The organism is Enterobacter sp. TMH.L2 (assembly GCF_050847315.1).
In the GTDB taxonomy this organism is placed as follows: domain Bacteria; phylum Pseudomonadota; class Gammaproteobacteria; order Enterobacterales; family Enterobacteriaceae; genus Cedecea.
The window spans coordinates 1543451-1558500 of sequence record NZ_CP193791.1 but is presented as its reverse complement, the minus strand read 5'-3'; the positions used below and the strand labels follow the sequence as shown (position 1 = coordinate 1558500).

The following is a 15050-nucleotide window of genomic DNA, read 5'->3' as shown; positions in this document are numbered from 1 at the left end:
ATTATTTTTATTGAGATCGATTTTTGTGATTTACATCGAAATACAGGCTGCGCTGCGTCCTGGCCGCGAAAAGTGTAAAATGGTCAGAAATGACGAACTTACGAGAAGCCTTTATGTCGACGATGCAAGAAGTGGCGAAAAAAGCAGGCGTATCAAAGGCGACCGTTTCGCGCGTGTTGTCGGGCAAGGGCTACGTGAGCGAGGCCACTAAAACGCAGGTGTACCAGGCCATTCAGGAAACGGGATATCGCCCTAATCTGCTGGCACGCAATCTGGCGACCAGCAAATCAGGCTACATCGGCCTGGTGGTGACCAACACGTTGTACAGCGGGAACTATTTTAGCGAACTGCTTTCCCAGGCTGCGCTGAAGCTCGAAGCCAGCGGGCGGCAGCTAATTTTGGTCGACGGCAAACACAGCGCTCAGGAAGAGCAGGCTGCCGTGCAGTTTCTGCTCGATTTGCACTGCGACGCGGTGATCATTTACCCGCGTTTTTTAAGCGTGGATGAGATGGATGCGCTGATTGAGCAGCATAAGCAGCCGATCATGGTGATGAACCGCAAGCTGCGTAAACACCAGAGCCACTGCATTTGCTGCGATCACAAAGGCTCCAGCTTCAAGGCCACGCGCTACCTGATTGACCAGGGCCATCGGGATATCGCCTTTATCACCGGCGTCCTCGACTCCCCCACGGCGAGAGAGCGTCTGTCTGGCTACCGCGAAGCGCTGGAGCAGGCCGGGCTGCCGGTCCGGGACGAGCTTATCGCCACCGGAAAATGGACGCCTGCCAGCGGGTCGGCGGCGGTAGAAACGCTGCTCTCAGCGAAACTAGATTTTAGCGCCCTGGTCGCCAGCAACGATGACATGGCTATCGGCGCTATCAGCAGGCTCGGCCAGTCGGGACTGTCGGTGCCGCGCGATGTGTCGGTTATTGGCTTTGATAATGTCCCGACCGGGGCTTTTCTCACCCCGCCGCTGTCGAGCGTGAAAGAGCCGGTGAGCGAGATGATCCATGAAGTGATTAACCGCCTGACGGCGATGCTGGACGGCGGCTATTTCTCACGGGATAACTTGTACAGTTCTGAGATGATCGTGCGCGATTCTGTGACGAAAGGACCGTATTTTCAGCCAAAATAAGGTAAAAAAAGGAGCGAAATTCGCTCCTTTTCTGTCATTAAGCTCGGCTACCAAACACCGCTTCTACGGCAAAAGCAGCAATTTGCCCATCCTGCTCTTTCGTGGCCCCCGACACGCCAATCGCGCCAATAACCGCGCCCTCCGCGTTGCGCAGCGGGATACCGCCGTCAATGCCCACCAGCCCACCGTTGCTGTTCTCCAGCGAATACGCCGGGCCGTTCGGGTGCAAATTAGCGCCGACATCTTCGCTATTGGCCTGGAACAGCACCGCCGTACGCGCTTTGCGAATGGCGATATCAATGGTGGCCAGGAATGTCCCGTCCATGCGGGCAAAGGCCGTCAGGTGGCCGCCGCTGTCCAACACCACCACGGAAACCGGAGGAAAGCGGTGGGCCTCCACCGCCGTTTTGACGCCGGCGATCAGCGCTTCTGCAAGCACTAAACTGACTGTCATGATGAAAACCTCAATGTGCTAACGGCGGATGTTTTTTGGCGTCAATAACCGCCCAGGTGTGGATCAGCAGGCCAAAGACCGCCAGAATTGCCCCGACCCAGCCGGTGGACTCCCAGCCAAAGCCTGCGGAAATGGTCACCCCACCAAGCCAGGCGCCTAACGCGTTAGCAATGTTGAACGCCGAGTGGTTCATCGCCGCCGCCATAGTTTGCGCGTCACCGGCCACGTCCATCAGGCGAATTTGCAGCACCGAAGAAAGCGACACCATTGTGCCCACCAGCATCACGGTGACCGCGCCCAGCCACGGATAGTGCGAGGTGTAAACGTAAGCGCTGAGCACCAGAATCGCCCAAATCAGCAGCAGGCGAATGGTTTTCTCCAGCCCGCGATCCGCCAGACGGCCGCCGACGATATTGCCGACAATCATGCCCAGGCCGAACATCGACAGGATCACCGGGATCATGCCTACCGACTGGTGCGCCAGCTCCAGCATCGTTGGCTTAACGTAGCTGAAGACGGAGAACATTCCGCCGCTGCCAATCGCGCCGATAGCCAGCGTCAGCAGCACCTGCTTGCGGGTCAATGCGGTCAGCTCACGCAGAGGGCTGGCGTCTTTATCCCCGGCATGCCACGGTACCCAGATCCACACCAGAATCAGCGTCAGCACGGCAAGCCCGCCCACGATAGCAAACGCGCTGCGCCAGCCGAATAGCTGCCCAATGGCCGCCACGGCGGGCACGCCCAGTAAGTTGGCTATCGTCAGGCCGAGCAGCACCATCGACACCGCCTGCGCCCGCTTCGAACGCTCCACAAGGCTTGCCGCCAGCAAAGCCGCGACGCCAAAGAACGTGCCGTGCGGGAAACCGGCCAGGAAGCGCGCCAGCATCATGGAGTAATAGCCTGGTGCAAAAGCGCTCAACAGGTTGCCAACGGCAAACATCGCCATCAGGGCAATCAGAAAGTCACGCCTCGCCATGCGGGCACCCAGCACCGCCAGCAGCGGAGCGCCAACCACCACGCCCAGCGCATAAATGCTGATCAGGTGGCCTGCAGAAGGAATAGAAACGTGCAGTCCGTTTGCGGCATCGGGTAGCAGTCCCATGATGACGAATTCGCCGGTACCGATGGCGAAGCCGCCCATGCCGAGCGCGAACAGCGCTTTTAGCAGCCCCGCTCGCGACAGGGAAACCGTCTCGGCCCCCTGTTCCAGGGTTTGTTCATTCAGTGATGACATAGTTTTTTTGACTTGTGCAGGTGAACAACAAAATACGCCCCGGCGCGATTCAGCGGGACGCGGGAGAGAACTAAAGCGATGTTTTCCGGTGCGGAGGTGCCATAAATTCGGCCCCCAGCGGGGTGCTAATATACCTGGATAAAATGTGATCAATATCGCATTTGTCTTCGGCGGTCAACGTCCAGCCGGACACGTCTTCCACCCCGTTGAGCTGTTCAGGACGACGAGCGCCCCACAGCGCAATGGTTGGGCCGGCATCCAGCACCCAGCGCAGTGCCAGGGCCATCACGCTCTTGCCGTAGCGCTCTGCAGCAAACGCTTTCAATGCTTCGACTGCGGCCAGATACTGCGCAAAGCGCGGCGGCTGGAATTTCGGATCAAAGCTGCGCAGGTCGCCTTCGCCAAACGCGGTTTCCGGCGTCATGCGGCCGGACAGCAAGCCCCGGCAAATCGCGCCGTAGGCCAGCACCACCATCTGATGGTATTTCGCATAGGGCAGAAGGTCCGTTTCTGTCGCGCCGCGTTCAAACAGGTTGAGCGGTGGCTGCATGGTTGCCAGCGGCGCGGCGCTGCGGAATCTGTCCATCTGCGCTGGGGAATAGTTGCTGACGCCGAGGGCGCGGAATTTCCCCTGCTGATGCAGCGTTTCCAGCACGCGCGCGGTTTCGTCTATCGCCACTAAATCGTCCGGCCAGTGTACCTGGTACAGGTCGATATAATCCGTTTGCAGGCGGCGAAGCGAGTCTTCAATTTCCTGACGAATGCGCTGCGGCGTGGAATTACGCGTCACCCGCCCGGCGTCGTCCCAGTCCAGCGCCACTTTGGTGGCAATAATCGCCTTGTCCCGTCGGCCCACCAGCGCTTTGCCCACTACCTCTTCGGAATGCCCAAAGCCGTACACCGGCGCGGTATCAATAAGGTTGATGCCGCGCTCCAGCGCCTCGTGCAGCGTCGCTATCGACTGCCCGTCGTGGCTGCCGCCCCACATGCTGCCGCCAATGGCCCACGTGCCCAGGCCGATACGGCTGACGGGCTCAGCGATGCCCGCGATGTGAATTGTTTCGATTGCCATGATTTACCCCTGTCTGTTCTGTGAACCAATTGTAACTCATGTTAAGTTGAATTAATTTCAACGAACCCTTGATGACAGAGGCCCCTTTTATGCCGGTTCCGGTCCGTGGTGAACTCGCCGATCTCAACGTTTTTTTGACCATCTGCCGCCGGAAAAGCTTCCGCCTCGCTGCCTCTGAGCTGGGCGTGTCTACCTCTGCGCTAAGCCACACGATGCGCGGTCTGGAGGAGCGACTTGGGGTGCGCCTGCTCAACCGCACCAGCCGCTCCGTTGTGCCTACCGACGCCGGTGAAGCGCTGCTTGGGCATCTGGAAACGGGGTTTTCCCATATCCGTATGGCGCTTGATGAGCTGGATCATTACCGCGAATCCCCGGTCGGACGGCTGCGGATCAATATCCCGCGAGACGCCGCCCAGCTGCTGTTTGCGCCCGTACTGGCAAAATTTATGGCGATGTACCCCCGGCTGCAGATGGAGATTACCGTCGATAACACGCTGGTTGATATTATCGGCAGCGGCTACGACGCCGGGATTCGCTACGGGGAGAGCGTCCCTAAAGACATGATTGCGATGCCCGTGACGCGCAAGCTTAGGTGGATTGTGGTGGCCTCGCCGCAGTATTTAACCTCTACCGCGCACCTCCCACTGAACCACCCGGACGATCTCTTTCAGCACCAGTGCATCCGGATGCGGCTCGGCAACGGCACGCTGTATAAATGGGAGCTTAACCGGGGCAAAGAGGCGCTGGCGCTGGATGTACCCGGCTCGCTGATCCTCAATGAAAGCGAAATGATCATTGATACCGCCCTGAACGGCTTCGGGCTGGCGTATTGCCTGGATGTGCGAGTGCGGCCGCTGCTGGAGAGCGGGCAGCTGGTGCAGGTTATTCCGGAGTGGGTGTGTGAAGATGAACCGATGGTGATGTATTACCCCAGCCGCAGGCAGCTCCATCCCGGCCTACGCCGGCTTATCGAGATGATGCGGGAGGCCACGCTGTACTGATTTTTATCGGGTAGAAGAAACAACAACTAGTTATGAAGCGGGTGAGAGGCGCTCACCCGCCCAACGTCTTATTCCGCTTTCGCAGGCTTCAGGCGCTGAGTCAGACCACGCAGGAAGTAGCGCAGGAACTGATCGCCGCACTCGCGGTAGTTTTTATGATCCGGGTTACGCATCATGGCGGTAATTTCCGGCATAGAAATGCGGAACTGCTGGGCGGTCAGGATCTCCAGCACGTCGTCAGACTTCAGCTCAAAGGCGATACGCAGCTTTTTCAGAATAATGTTGTTGGTCATCCGACGCTCAAGCTTCGGCTCCGGCTTGCTTTCGTCTTTGCCGCGTTTGAAGTAGATCAAACCGTTAAGAAAGTTCGCCATGATCAGATCCGGGCAGGCTTTAAAGCCTTCTTCGTCTTCTTTCTTTAACCACGGAGCAATCTGTTCCGCAGGGACGTCGGTGCCGGTCAGGGCAAGGATCTTAACGATTCCATCGTTATTCAGGTTCAGCATGTAGCGAACGCTAAGCAGTACGTCATTATTCAACATGGGGCAATCTCAGGGCTCAAAAGCGGGCAGTATATAGAGAAGCGAACGCGTTGTAACAAAAACCGCGCGGATTTGTCCGCCGGAGCTAAATTTACCGGCGGTGAATTGGCACTCTTCAGGCTTAAGGGTAGACTCAATGGGCTAACTTTCATCCTAAAAGGCAATCATTTGATCCTACGACTTTGGCAAGAATCCGATCGTCCCTTCTTACGCACCCTTTACCTTCACGCCCGCCGCAAAGCCTGGCCCTGGCTCGACGGCAGCGCCTGGCAGCTCGAAGACTTTGACAGCGCCACTCAGGATGAACGCATCTGGGTAGCCGAAGATAACGGCCACCGCATCGGCTTCGCTTCCGTCTGGGTGCAGGATAACTTCCTGCATAACCTGTTCGTCAGCCCGGAACATCAGGGAACGGGCGCGGGAAAGGCGCTGCTGAAGAAAGTGCAGAGTGAATTTACCGCAACGGGTTCGCTAAAGTGCCTGGCGAGAAATGAACACGCGATTGAGTTTTATCGGCGTAACGGCTGGCATATTGAGGCTCCGGGAGAGGGGCCGGACGGTGAATACTATTTGATGCATTTTGTGTTGAGGTAGTCCTCCCACCGGCAGTAACTGAATAGAGAATAAAGGAAAAGGGTAGCGTGGCTAATTTTGCTTACGCTACGCCATTGTTACCATGACGCCGAAAGGCCGGGCGCTGGTTCAGTGCGGTATACCAGCGCTCAATTTCCGCCATCTGAGGATGAGCGAACGGCGTCATCTTCCAGCGATTAACCGACAGGCCAAGGACAATATCCGCGAGGGTAAACTGGCTGCCGGTTACCCATGCTCCGGTTTTCTGAAGTTGCTCATCGAGAATTTGCACACAACCTGTCCAGGCAGAAATGCTTTCCTGAATCTGATTCGCATCCTGAAAACGTGGATCCTTACGTACCAGAGCCATGAACGCATAGCGCCAGGCCGTGTTAAACTCAGTTGCCTGCCAGTCCATCCAGCGCTCGACGTCCGCCGCCCCTTGCGGTGTGGAAGGTAGCAGATCTTCCCGCCCCGCTTTGCGCGCCAGATAACGGCAGATGCTGTTCGACTCCCACAGTACAAAATCGTCATCCAGCAGTACCGGCACCAGCCTATTGGGATTGAGGGCAAGGAAATCCGCAGACTGAATCGACCGGAACCCGCTCCCATAATCTTCCTGCTGGTATTCCAGCCCCGACTCTTCGCAGGTCCACAGCACTTTGCGTACGTTAATTGATGAGCGTTTACCCAGTATTCTTATCATCGCCTGCAAACCTCAATCACAACAACGTGGTGTTTCACTTTTGCAAACAAAAACGCCTCTCCATGACGGGAGAGGCGTCTCGTTTTACACCGCTCTGAAGGCGATCTCGCTAGGGATTACGTCTCCGTTCCAGTAGAGCTGAGCCGCCACGCGCCCCGCCAGGTCGCGGTACAGCGTAGTGATGTCGCTTTCCGGGCGATTAATGACCGTCGGCTTACCGGCGTCGAGGTCTTCACGCAGGGTAATGTGCAGCGGCAACTGCCCCAGCAGCGTGGTGTGATACTGCTGCGCCAGCTTCTCCGCGCCGCCGGTGCCGAAAATCGGCTCCTGGTGACCGCAGTTGCTGCAGATATGAATACTCATATTCTCGACAATACCTACCACCGGCACCTCAACTTTCTCGAACATCACGATCCCTTTACGGGCGTCAATCAGCGCGATGTCCTGCGGCGTGGTCACGACCATCGCCCCGGTAACCGGAATGTTTTGCGCCAGCGTCAGCTGAATGTCACCGGTGCCCGGCGGCATATCGATCACCAGGTAGTCCAGATCCGGCCACAGGGTTTCCTGCAGCATTTGCATCAGCGCTTTGCTGGCCATCGGGCCGCGCCACACCATGGCGTTTTCGTCGGTGACGAGGTAACCGATCGAGTTAGTTGCCAGGCCGTGCGCCACGATCGGCGCCATGTGCTTGCCGTCCGGGGACGTTGGGCGCTCGTGTTCGGCACCCAGCATGGTTGGGATCGACGGGCCGTAAATATCGGCATCCAGAATGCCGACTTTGGCCCCTTCGGCCGCCAGCGCCAGCGCCATGTTTACCGCGGTGGTTGATTTCCCCACCCCGCCTTTGCCGGAGCTGACGGCAATAATATTTTTAACGCCGTTAATGCCAGGCTGGTTTTTCACTCGCTTCAGCGTGGCGATGTGATGGCCTAGCTTCCAGTCTACTGCTTTCGCGCCGGTGATCCGCAGCAGGTCTGAACTGCAGGTCTCTTTCAGGGCGTCAAATCCGCTTTGCCAGGCGAACGGCATCTGCAGCTCAACGTGCAGCGTGTCGTCAAGCATGGCGACATGGTGCAGCGCTTTCAGCGCGGTGAGGTTGTGTTTCAAGGTAGGGTGCTGAAAATTAGCCAGGGTCCCGGCAACCATCGCGCGTAGCTGTTCCGGGGACTTGCTGGACGGGGATTGCGAATTCATCCCGACTCCTTATGTTTTTATCGGACATTGCAATCCGCTAAGCATACCAGAAACCACACCACCGATTCATATACGGTTATTGCGGGCTTTGGGGTTACTAAACAATTGCCAATCCGGTAATATCAAGTCCCCTTTTTTAAAATCAGAAGATGCAATTCCCACTATGACTCAACCCGCGAAGAAAATATTGGTAACGTGCGCCCTGCCGTACGCAAACGGCTCAATCCACCTCGGTCACATGCTGGAGCATATTCAGGCTGATGTCTGGGTCCGTTACCAACGAATGCGCGGCAACGAGGTTAACTTCATCTGCGCAGACGACGCCCACGGCACGCCTATCATGCTGAAAGCGCAGCAGCTGGGTACCACCCCAGAGCAGATGATTGCCGAAATGAGTCAGGAGCATCAGACTGATTTTGCAGGCTTTAACATCAGCTATGATAACTATCATTCCACCCACAGCGACGAAAACCGCGAGCTGTCGGAGCTGATTTATGGCCGCCTGAAAGAGAACGGTTTTATTAAAAACCGCACTATCTCTCAGCTCTACGATCCGGAAAAAGGCATGTTCCTGCCGGACCGTTTTGTCAAAGGCACCTGCCCGAAATGTAAAGCCCCGGATCAGTACGGCGATAACTGCGAAGTGTGCGGCTCCACCTACAGCCCAACTGAGCTTATCGATCCAAAATCCGTGGTGTCCGGCGCGACGCCTGAAATGCGTGATTCCGAGCACTTCTTCTTCGACCTGCCCTCCTTCAGCGAAATGCTGCAGGCGTGGACCCGCAGCGGCGCGCTGCAGGAGCAGGTGGCGAACAAGATGCAGGAGTGGTTCGAATCTGGCCTGCAGCAGTGGGACATCTCCCGCGATGCACCATACTTCGGCTTCGAAATTCCGAACGCACCGGGCAAATATTTCTACGTCTGGCTGGATGCGCCAATCGGCTACATGGGCTCCTTTAAGAACCTGTGCGACAAGCGCGGCGACACCACCAGCTTCGACGAATACTGGAAGAAAGATTCTACGACCGAGCTGTATCATTTCATCGGCAAAGACATCGTGTACTTCCACAGCCTGTTCTGGCCGGCCATGCTCGAAGGCAGCAACTTCCGCAAGCCAACTAACCTGTTTGTTCACGGCTATGTGACGGTTAACGGCGCGAAGATGTCCAAGTCTCGCGGCACCTTTATCAAAGCCAGCACCTGGCTGAACCACTTTGACGCCGACAGCCTGCGCTACTACTACACCGCGAAGCTCTCTTCCCGCATCGACGATATCGACCTGAACCTGGAAGACTTCGTGCAGCGCGTGAACAGCGACATCGTCAACAAAGTGGTTAACCTGGCGTCCCGTAACGCCGGCTTTATCGCCAAGCGTTTTGACGGCGTGCTGGCCGCAGAGATTGCCGATGCAGAGCTGTATCAAACCTTCACCGACGCGGCAGAAAGCATCGGCGAAGCGTGGGACAGCCGCGAATTCGGCCGTGCTATTCGCGAAATCATGGCGCTGGCGGACATTGCTAACCGCTACGTGGACGAGCAGGCTCCGTGGGTGGTGGCTAAGCAGGAAGGTCGCGATGCCGATCTGCAGGCCATTTGCTCCATGGGCATCAACCTGTTCCGTGTGCTAATGACCTACCTGAAGCCGGTTCTGCCGTCGCTCACCGAGCGTACAGAAGCCTTCCTGAATGCTGAACTGAGCTGGGACAGCATCGCTACGCCGCTGCTGAACCACAAGGTAAACAGCTTCAAGGCGCTGTATAACCGCATCGAAACCAAACAGGTGGAAGCCCTGGTGGAAGCGTCTAAAGAAGAAGTGAAAGCGCTGAATGCGGCGCCGGTAACCGGCCCGCTGGCTGACGATCCGATTCAGGAGACCATCACCTTTGATGACTTCGCGAAAGTGGATATGCGTATTGCGCTGATTGAGAAAGCAGAATTCGTGGACGGCTCCGACAAGCTGCTGCGCCTGACGCTGGATCTCGGCGGCGAAAAACGCAACGTCTTCTCCGGCATTCGTCCCGCTTACCCGGATCCGTCTAAGCTGGAAGGTCGCCTGACCGTGATGGTGGCCAACCTCGCTCCACGTAAGATGCGCTTTGGCGTGTCTGAGGGGATGGTGATGGCTGCAGGTCTTGGCGGGAAAGATATCTTCCTGCTGAGCCCGGACAGCGGTGCTCAGCCCGGCATGGCGGTTAAGTAACCGAGAAAAAACCCCGGAAATCCGGGGTTTTTTCTTATTAGGCGTCTCTTGCCTGCCCAACAGTTTTATCCTTCAGGAACAACACCATCAGGCCAAGCCAAACCACCCCGCCAAGAAGGTTAAACAGGCTGAACAGACCGTTGCCGCCGAACTGGTAGGCGTGCTTGCTCAGCTCAATACCGACGGTAAAGATCAGCATTTGCAGCATGCCCATCGCCGCTGACACCGTGCCTTTACTCATCTCGCTGGCAAACAACGTCAGGCGCACCAGGCCCGCATTCGCCAGGCCGATGCCAAAGGCGTACAGACTCAGGCCAGCGGTCATCCACAAATAAGCATGAGAAGAAACCACCGTAGCCACTGCCGCCACAATCAGGCCCGGCACAATCCACCAGCCGCCCATGATGATCAGGCTGCGCACGCTGCGCCGGGACGTCAGTTTGGCCAGAACCAGGTTACCGAGGATCAGCGCGCCAAAGATGGGTACCTGCAGCAGACCGTATTCATAAGTGCTGAGATTCTCCCCGCTGATGATGATCACCGGCGACTGGGCAATCCACGCCAGCAGCGGCAGGCTTACAAAGCCCGTAGCCAGCGCACCCGAGACAAAACGCAGGTTTTTCAGCACCAGCTTGTAGTCATGCCCAAGTTCTTTCAGCGAAAGCTTTTCGCCAAGACGCGTCGCGGTTTCCGGCATCGCCTTGTGCAGCCCAAAGAAAGAGATAGCGGCCAGCAGCGCAAACAGCACGAACATCGTTTCCCACGGAGCGACGTGGATCCACGCCGCGCCGACCAGCGGCCCAAGCAGCGGCGCGATGAGCGCCACGTTAGCCATCAGCGCGGTTATCTTGATGCAAACCGACTCTTCGAACGATTCCTGAATAGCGGCGTAGCCCACCGCGCCAATAAAGCACAGGCTGACGCCCTGCAGGAAACGCAGGAAGGTGAACTGCTGAATATCCTGGGCCAGCAGCGTTGCAAGGCAGGTGACAATAAACCAGACTACGCCGGTCAGCATCACCGGGCGGCGGCCAATACGGTCAGACAGCGGCCCGAGCAGCCACTGCAGGAACATCCCGCCCGCCAGGTAAGCCGTCATTGAGGTCGGCACCCATTCCACGCCCGCCTGGAACTGATCCACCACGGCCAGCATGCCCGGCTGGATCATGTCATTGCCGATGTAAGTTGAGAATTCGTAGAGCACCAGGCAGAGCGGGAACAGCAGCGCCTGACGGCCTAACGTTTTGTTAGCTATCGTATTATGTTGCATTAGGAACTCAGAAGATAAAGAAACGCGCAGAGTGTATTCAATTGCCCGTACCAGCGGTAGTCAGCGGCTGACAAATAGCACGGGGTGTAAAGCCGCGCACATCATACCTCAATTCTATTAAGGATTTCTTAATCTGTGATGAATATTCTGCTGCCATGCATTTAAGGTCAGTACGGTCTTCGCCAACTACAAGATGAAATGTTTTCCTAAACCAACGGTAAATAAGACAAAACTGCTTTACCGACTATCGTCCCGCTTCTATCTTTTCCAGCTTTGCATCCTGATAATACTGGCTGCCGTTTTTAGCTGGCTTTCCCGGAATGAAGAGCTGGATCGCTGGCTGACCGGGTTCTGGTTTGATGCCGCCAGCCACAGTTTTCCGCTGCAAAACGATCGGCGGCTGGATTTGCTCAACCACCGCCTGTTAAAGGACCTGGTGATTGCAGGCGGGGTTATCGCGCTGCTATGGGGACTCTGGCGTCGTCAGCCACGGCTGGTCGTAGTGGCGTTGCTCATCGGGCTTGGGGCATTAACGGTCGGCGTCCTGAAAGGGTTTAGCCACCACTCCTGCCCGTGGAGCCTGGTGGAGTACGGCGGGAATGCCGCCTCGTACCCGCTTTTCAGCCCCGCTCCGGCAGACAGCGGGCCAGGAAGATGTTTTCCCGGCGGCCATGCTTCCAGCGGCTTTGGCGTTATGGCGCTGTTTTTTTTGTTTTACCGTGAACGCCCGCGTCTGGCGTGGTTTTTCCTCGGCCTTGGCGTTTTTCTCGGCCTGGGAATGGGGTACGGCCAGGTGATGCGCGGCGCGCACTTTTTCAGCCACAACCTGTGGGCAGGTTGGTGGGTATGGTTAACCCAGGTGGTGCTTTACGGCGCGATATCCACCTGGTCAGTTAAAGCACAGGACAAGTCATAATGGAAACGCTCAACCAGAATCTGTTTTTGCTCATAAATGCCACCCCGTCATCACCGGAGTGGATGATAAAACTGGCGATCTTCTTCGCCCGGGATCTGATCAGCATCGTCCCGCTGCTGATCGTCGCGCTCTGGCTGTGGGGCCAGCGTAAGCAAATGCCGGCCCAGCGCCAGGTGGTGATCAAAACAGGCATGGCGCTGGTGATTAGCGTGGCGCTGTCGTGGATCATCGGTCATGTGTTCCCGCATCCTCGCCCTTTTGTGGTCGGACTGGGCTACAACTTCCTGCATCATGCGCCGGATGATTCTTTCCCGAGCGACCACGGCACGGTAATCTTCACCTTCGCCCTGGCATTTTTGTGCTGGCATCGCATCTGGTCGGGCGTGATGCTGTTTGCGATCGGCTGCGCGATTGCCTGGTCCCGCGTCTATCTCGGCGTGCACTGGCCGCTGGATATGCTCGGCGGCCTGCTGGTCGGCATGAGCGCCTGTCTGCTGTCGCAGATTGTCTGGAACCTGCGCGGGCCGCAAATCCACCAGCGCCTGCATCAGATTTACCGCTACTGTTTCGCGCTCCCCATCCGTAAAGGCTGGGTGCGTGACTAAGCTGTGCGCCACAGGTAATATGTATTAACTAAAGCCCTGCCTTAGCGGGGCTTTTTAATGTTCAGAGGCCGCTATGGAAACCCGCCGTGAAGAGCGCATTAACCGCCTGCTACAGGCGCTGAAGCGCAGCGATAAAATTCATCTCAAAGAAGCCGCTCAGCTGTTGGGCGTCTCCGAAATGACCATCCGCCGCGACATTAACAGCGAACCGGGTCAGGTTGTTCTGCTGGGGGGATACGTGGTGCTGGAGCCTCGCAGCGCCGGGGCCAGCTACTATCTGCTTAGCGATGAAAAAACGCGCCAGGTTGAAGAGAAACGCCACGCCGCCAGGCTCGCCGCGCAGCGTGTTCGCCCGCGCCAGACCGTGTTCTTCGACTGCGGCACCACCACGCCTTACATTATTGACGCCCTTGACGACGATCTGCCTTTCACTGGCCTGTGCTATTCCCTCAACACTTTTCTGGCGCTGCAGGAGAAGCCGAACTGCCGGGTGATTTTAAGCGGCGGCGAGTTTCACGCCAGCAATGCGATTTTCAATCCGATTAACTTCCAGGAGTGCCTGGGGAATATCTGCCCGGATATCGCCTTTTTATCCGCGGCCGGCGTCCACCTGCGCTACGGCGCAACCTGCTTTAATTTGAATGAGCTGGCGGTGAAGCATTGGGCGCTGAGCATGGCCCAGCGTAATATTCTGGTGGTGGATGACACCAAGTTTGGCAAGGTTCGCGCCGCCTGCATGGGGCCGCTGACGGCGTTTGATACGATTATTACCAACCGGCCTCCCGCCGCGGAGTTTATAGACTATGCCGCGGCGGAAAACCTGACGCTAACGTGGTAGGCGCTTAAGAGAACCAGTTCCCGAACCAGCCGTGGAGCTTCATCAGCACAAAGTCCCACATGCGGCTGAAGAAGCCGCCCTCTTCAACCGGCTCCATCACCAGCAGCGGGCGCTGCTCAATGGATTTGCCGTTCAGCAGGAAGTCGATGGTACCGACGGCCTGGCCTTTCTTCAGCGGCGCGGTTAGCTGAGGTTCATTCAGGGTAAAGCTGGCTTTCAGGTTTTTCAGCTGGCCACGGGGAATAGTCACCGAGCCGCCCTCGCCTGCCCCCAGATTGACTTCGCTCTTATCGCCAAACCAGACACGCTGGGTCACAAAAGTCGCGTCAGGTTTGATTGGCGTTACGGTTTCGAAGAAGCGGAAACCCCAGGTCAGCAGCTTTTCGCTCTCGTTGAAGCGAATGCGGTCAGTTTTTGTCCCCAGCACCACGGAAATCAGGCGCATATCGCCGGAGGTTGCCGACGCGACAAGATTATAGCCCGCGCCCACCGTGGTGCCGGTTTTCATGCCGTCAACGTTCAGGTTGGAGCTCCACAGCAGGCGGTTGCGGTTCGGCTGCTTGATATTGTTAAAGGTGAACTCTTTCTCTTTGTGTACCGCGTACTCGTCCGGCACGTCGTGGATCAGCGCCTGGCCCAGCAGCGCCATGTCGCGCGCGGTGCTGTACTGCCCCGGAGCATCCAGGCCGTGAACAGTTTTAAAGGTGGTGTTGGTGAGCTTGAGCTTCTGCGCGTAGTTGTTCATCAGGCTGACAAACGAGTCCTGGCTGCCCGCCACATAGTCGGCAATCGCAATGCTGGCGTCGTTCCCGGACTGAATAATGACGCCTTTGTTCAGATCTTCCACCGAGACTTTATCGCCGGGTTTCAGGAACATCAGCGAAGAGCCGCGCAGCACCGGGTTACCGGTGGCCCAGGCATCTTTCCCGATAGTCACCATATCCGTCAGGTGAATCTTGCCTGCTTTCAGCGCCTGCCCTACCACGTAGCTGGTCATCAGCTTGGTCAGACTTGCCGGATCGAGCTTTTCGTCGGCATTTCCTTCCGCCAGTACCTTCCCGCTGGCGTAATCCATCAAAATCCAGGCTCTGCCATCGACCTGGGGCGCATCTGCGGTCTGCTCAGCGCTTAGCGCAGGAGCCGCCATCAGCAGCAGGGTTGTCCCTGCGACTAAACCACGTAGTGTTGCAGGCATTTGCAAGATCGTCATAAAACCACCTGAGTATCCATTCTTAAAAAATTCACGGTGCGCACCGCCACCCAAAAGTCAGGGTGTGAGTAATAACGCACGAATCCACTTAAAGAA

15 protein-coding genes are annotated in these 15050 nt (G+C 57.1%); 7 read left to right on the top strand and 8 right to left on the bottom strand.

What is annotated here, in order from left to right; translation table 11 throughout:
- The first annotated feature begins 122 nt into the window (after positions 1-122).
- Entirely contained in the window at positions 123-1136 is a 1014-nt protein-coding gene (locus ACREYP_RS07440) for a LacI family DNA-binding transcriptional regulator (protein WP_434082307.1), read from the top strand.
- Positions 1137-1173: 37 nt separating this feature from the next.
- On the opposite strand, the gene ACREYP_RS07435 is transcribed toward ACREYP_RS07440, so the two are convergent.
- From ACREYP_RS07435 to ACREYP_RS07425, 3 genes are all read right to left on the bottom strand, one after another.
- Positions 1174-1590: a GlcG/HbpS family heme-binding protein gene (locus tag ACREYP_RS07435; RefSeq protein WP_008455181.1), complete on the bottom strand. Its 417-nt coding sequence runs from the start codon at positions 1588-1590 to the stop codon at positions 1174-1176.
- Positions 1591-1600: 10 nt separating this feature from the next.
- Positions 1601-2824 (bottom strand): MFS transporter, encoded by a 1224-nt coding sequence (locus ACREYP_RS07430; RefSeq protein ID WP_008455182.1) that lies wholly within the window; start codon positions 2822-2824, stop codon positions 1601-1603.
- A gap of 70 nt (positions 2825-2894) precedes the next feature.
- On the bottom strand, positions 2895-3896 hold the full coding sequence (locus tag ACREYP_RS07425) for an aldo/keto reductase (RefSeq protein WP_336817930.1): 1002 nt from the start codon (positions 3894-3896) through the stop codon (positions 2895-2897).
- A 71-nt stretch (positions 3897-3967) separates the two neighbouring features.
- On the opposite strand from ACREYP_RS07425, the gene ACREYP_RS07420 reads away from it, so the two are divergent.
- Positions 3968-4897 carry a LysR family transcriptional regulator gene (locus tag ACREYP_RS07420; protein ID WP_008455185.1) on the top strand — a complete coding sequence of 310 codons (930 nt, stop codon included), beginning with the start codon at positions 3968-3970 and terminating at the stop codon, positions 4895-4897.
- A 68-nt stretch (positions 4898-4965) separates the two neighbouring features.
- On the opposite strand, the gene ACREYP_RS07415 is transcribed toward ACREYP_RS07420, so the two are convergent.
- Positions 4966-5439 carry a DUF1456 family protein gene (locus ACREYP_RS07415; RefSeq protein ID WP_166991130.1) on the bottom strand — a complete coding sequence of 158 codons (474 nt, stop codon included), beginning with the start codon at positions 5437-5439 and terminating at the stop codon, positions 4966-4968.
- Positions 5440-5607: 168 nt separating this feature from the next.
- Between ACREYP_RS07415 and ACREYP_RS07410 the strand changes: the two genes are divergently transcribed.
- Entirely contained in the window at positions 5608-6033 is a 426-nt protein-coding gene (locus ACREYP_RS07410; protein WP_008455191.1) for a GNAT family N-acetyltransferase, read from the top strand.
- Positions 6034-6094: 61 nt separating this feature from the next.
- Here ACREYP_RS07410 and ACREYP_RS07405 read toward each other — a convergent pair whose 3' ends face one another.
- Both ACREYP_RS07405 and apbC read right to left on the bottom strand, forming a co-directional pair.
- Positions 6095-6718, bottom strand: coding sequence for a glutathione S-transferase family protein (locus ACREYP_RS07405; RefSeq protein WP_336817928.1), 624 nt, complete (start codon positions 6716-6718; stop codon positions 6095-6097).
- A gap of 84 nt (positions 6719-6802) precedes the next feature.
- Positions 6803-7915: an iron-sulfur cluster carrier protein ApbC gene (gene apbC, locus ACREYP_RS07400; protein ID WP_336817927.1), complete on the bottom strand. Its 1113-nt coding sequence runs from the start codon at positions 7913-7915 to the stop codon at positions 6803-6805.
- 163 nt (positions 7916-8078) lie between these two features.
- On the opposite strand from apbC, the gene metG reads away from it, so the two are divergent.
- Positions 8079-10115 (top strand): methionine--tRNA ligase, encoded by a 2037-nt coding sequence (gene metG / locus ACREYP_RS07395; protein ID WP_498881222.1) that lies wholly within the window; start codon positions 8079-8081, stop codon positions 10113-10115.
- Between the two features lie 37 nt (positions 10116-10152).
- Here metG and ACREYP_RS07390 read toward each other — a convergent pair whose 3' ends face one another.
- Entirely contained in the window at positions 10153-11385 is a 1233-nt protein-coding gene (locus ACREYP_RS07390; protein WP_166872413.1) for an MFS transporter, read from the bottom strand.
- 193 nt (positions 11386-11578) lie between these two features.
- Here ACREYP_RS07390 and ACREYP_RS07385 point away from each other — a divergent pair, with 193 nt between their 5' ends.
- From ACREYP_RS07385 to deoR, 3 genes are all read left to right on the top strand, one after another.
- Positions 11579-12301, top strand: coding sequence for a phosphatase PAP2 family protein (locus tag ACREYP_RS07385; protein ID WP_008455200.1), 723 nt, complete (start codon positions 11579-11581; stop codon positions 12299-12301).
- Positions 12298-12906 (top strand): undecaprenyl-diphosphate phosphatase, encoded by a 609-nt coding sequence (gene ybjG, locus ACREYP_RS07380; RefSeq protein ID WP_034807788.1) that lies wholly within the window; start codon positions 12298-12300, stop codon positions 12904-12906. The genes ACREYP_RS07385 and ybjG overlap by 4 nt, the downstream gene beginning before the upstream one ends.
- A gap of 73 nt (positions 12907-12979) precedes the next feature.
- Positions 12980-13744: a DNA-binding transcriptional repressor DeoR gene (gene deoR, locus ACREYP_RS07375; protein WP_008455203.1), complete on the top strand. Its 765-nt coding sequence runs from the start codon at positions 12980-12982 to the stop codon at positions 13742-13744.
- A 4-nt stretch (positions 13745-13748) separates the two neighbouring features.
- Here deoR and dacC read toward each other — a convergent pair whose 3' ends face one another.
- Positions 13749-14954 (bottom strand): serine-type D-Ala-D-Ala carboxypeptidase, encoded by a 1206-nt coding sequence (gene dacC / locus ACREYP_RS07370; RefSeq protein WP_442892439.1) that lies wholly within the window; start codon positions 14952-14954, stop codon positions 13749-13751.
- Positions 14955-15050: the final 96 nt, after the last annotated feature.

Coding starts and splice junctions, on each gene's coding strand:
- ACREYP_RS07440 (WP_434082307.1), top strand. CDS start 123: ATGCAAGAAGTGGCGAAAAAAGCAGGCGTATCAAAGGCGACCGTTTCG.
- ACREYP_RS07435 (WP_008455181.1), bottom strand. CDS start 1,590: ATGACAGTCAGTTTAGTGCTTGCAGAAGCGCTGATCGCCGGCGTCAAA.
- ACREYP_RS07430 (WP_008455182.1), bottom strand. CDS start 2,824: ATGTCATCACTGAATGAACAAACCCTGGAACAGGGGGCCGAGACGGTT.
- ACREYP_RS07425 (WP_336817930.1), bottom strand. CDS start 3,896: ATGGCAATCGAAACAATTCACATCGCGGGCATCGCTGAGCCCGTCAGC.
- ACREYP_RS07420 (WP_008455185.1), top strand. CDS start 3,968: ATGACAGAGGCCCCTTTTATGCCGGTTCCGGTCCGTGGTGAACTCGCC.
- ACREYP_RS07415 (WP_166991130.1), bottom strand. CDS start 5,439: ATGTTGAATAATGACGTACTGCTTAGCGTTCGCTACATGCTGAACCTG.
- ACREYP_RS07405 (WP_336817928.1), bottom strand. CDS start 6,718: ATGATAAGAATACTGGGTAAACGCTCATCAATTAACGTACGCAAAGTG.
- apbC (WP_336817927.1), bottom strand. CDS start 7,915: ATGAATTCGCAATCCCCGTCCAGCAAGTCCCCGGAACAGCTACGCGCG.
- metG (WP_498881222.1), top strand. CDS start 8,079: ATGACTCAACCCGCGAAGAAAATATTGGTAACGTGCGCCCTGCCGTAC.
- ACREYP_RS07390 (WP_166872413.1), bottom strand. CDS start 11,385: ATGCAACATAATACGATAGCTAACAAAACGTTAGGCCGTCAGGCGCTG.
- ACREYP_RS07385 (WP_008455200.1), top strand. CDS start 11,579: ATGAAATGTTTTCCTAAACCAACGGTAAATAAGACAAAACTGCTTTAC.
- deoR (WP_008455203.1), top strand. CDS start 12,980: ATGGAAACCCGCCGTGAAGAGCGCATTAACCGCCTGCTACAGGCGCTG.
- dacC (WP_442892439.1), bottom strand. CDS start 14,954: ATGACGATCTTGCAAATGCCTGCAACACTACGTGGTTTAGTCGCAGGG.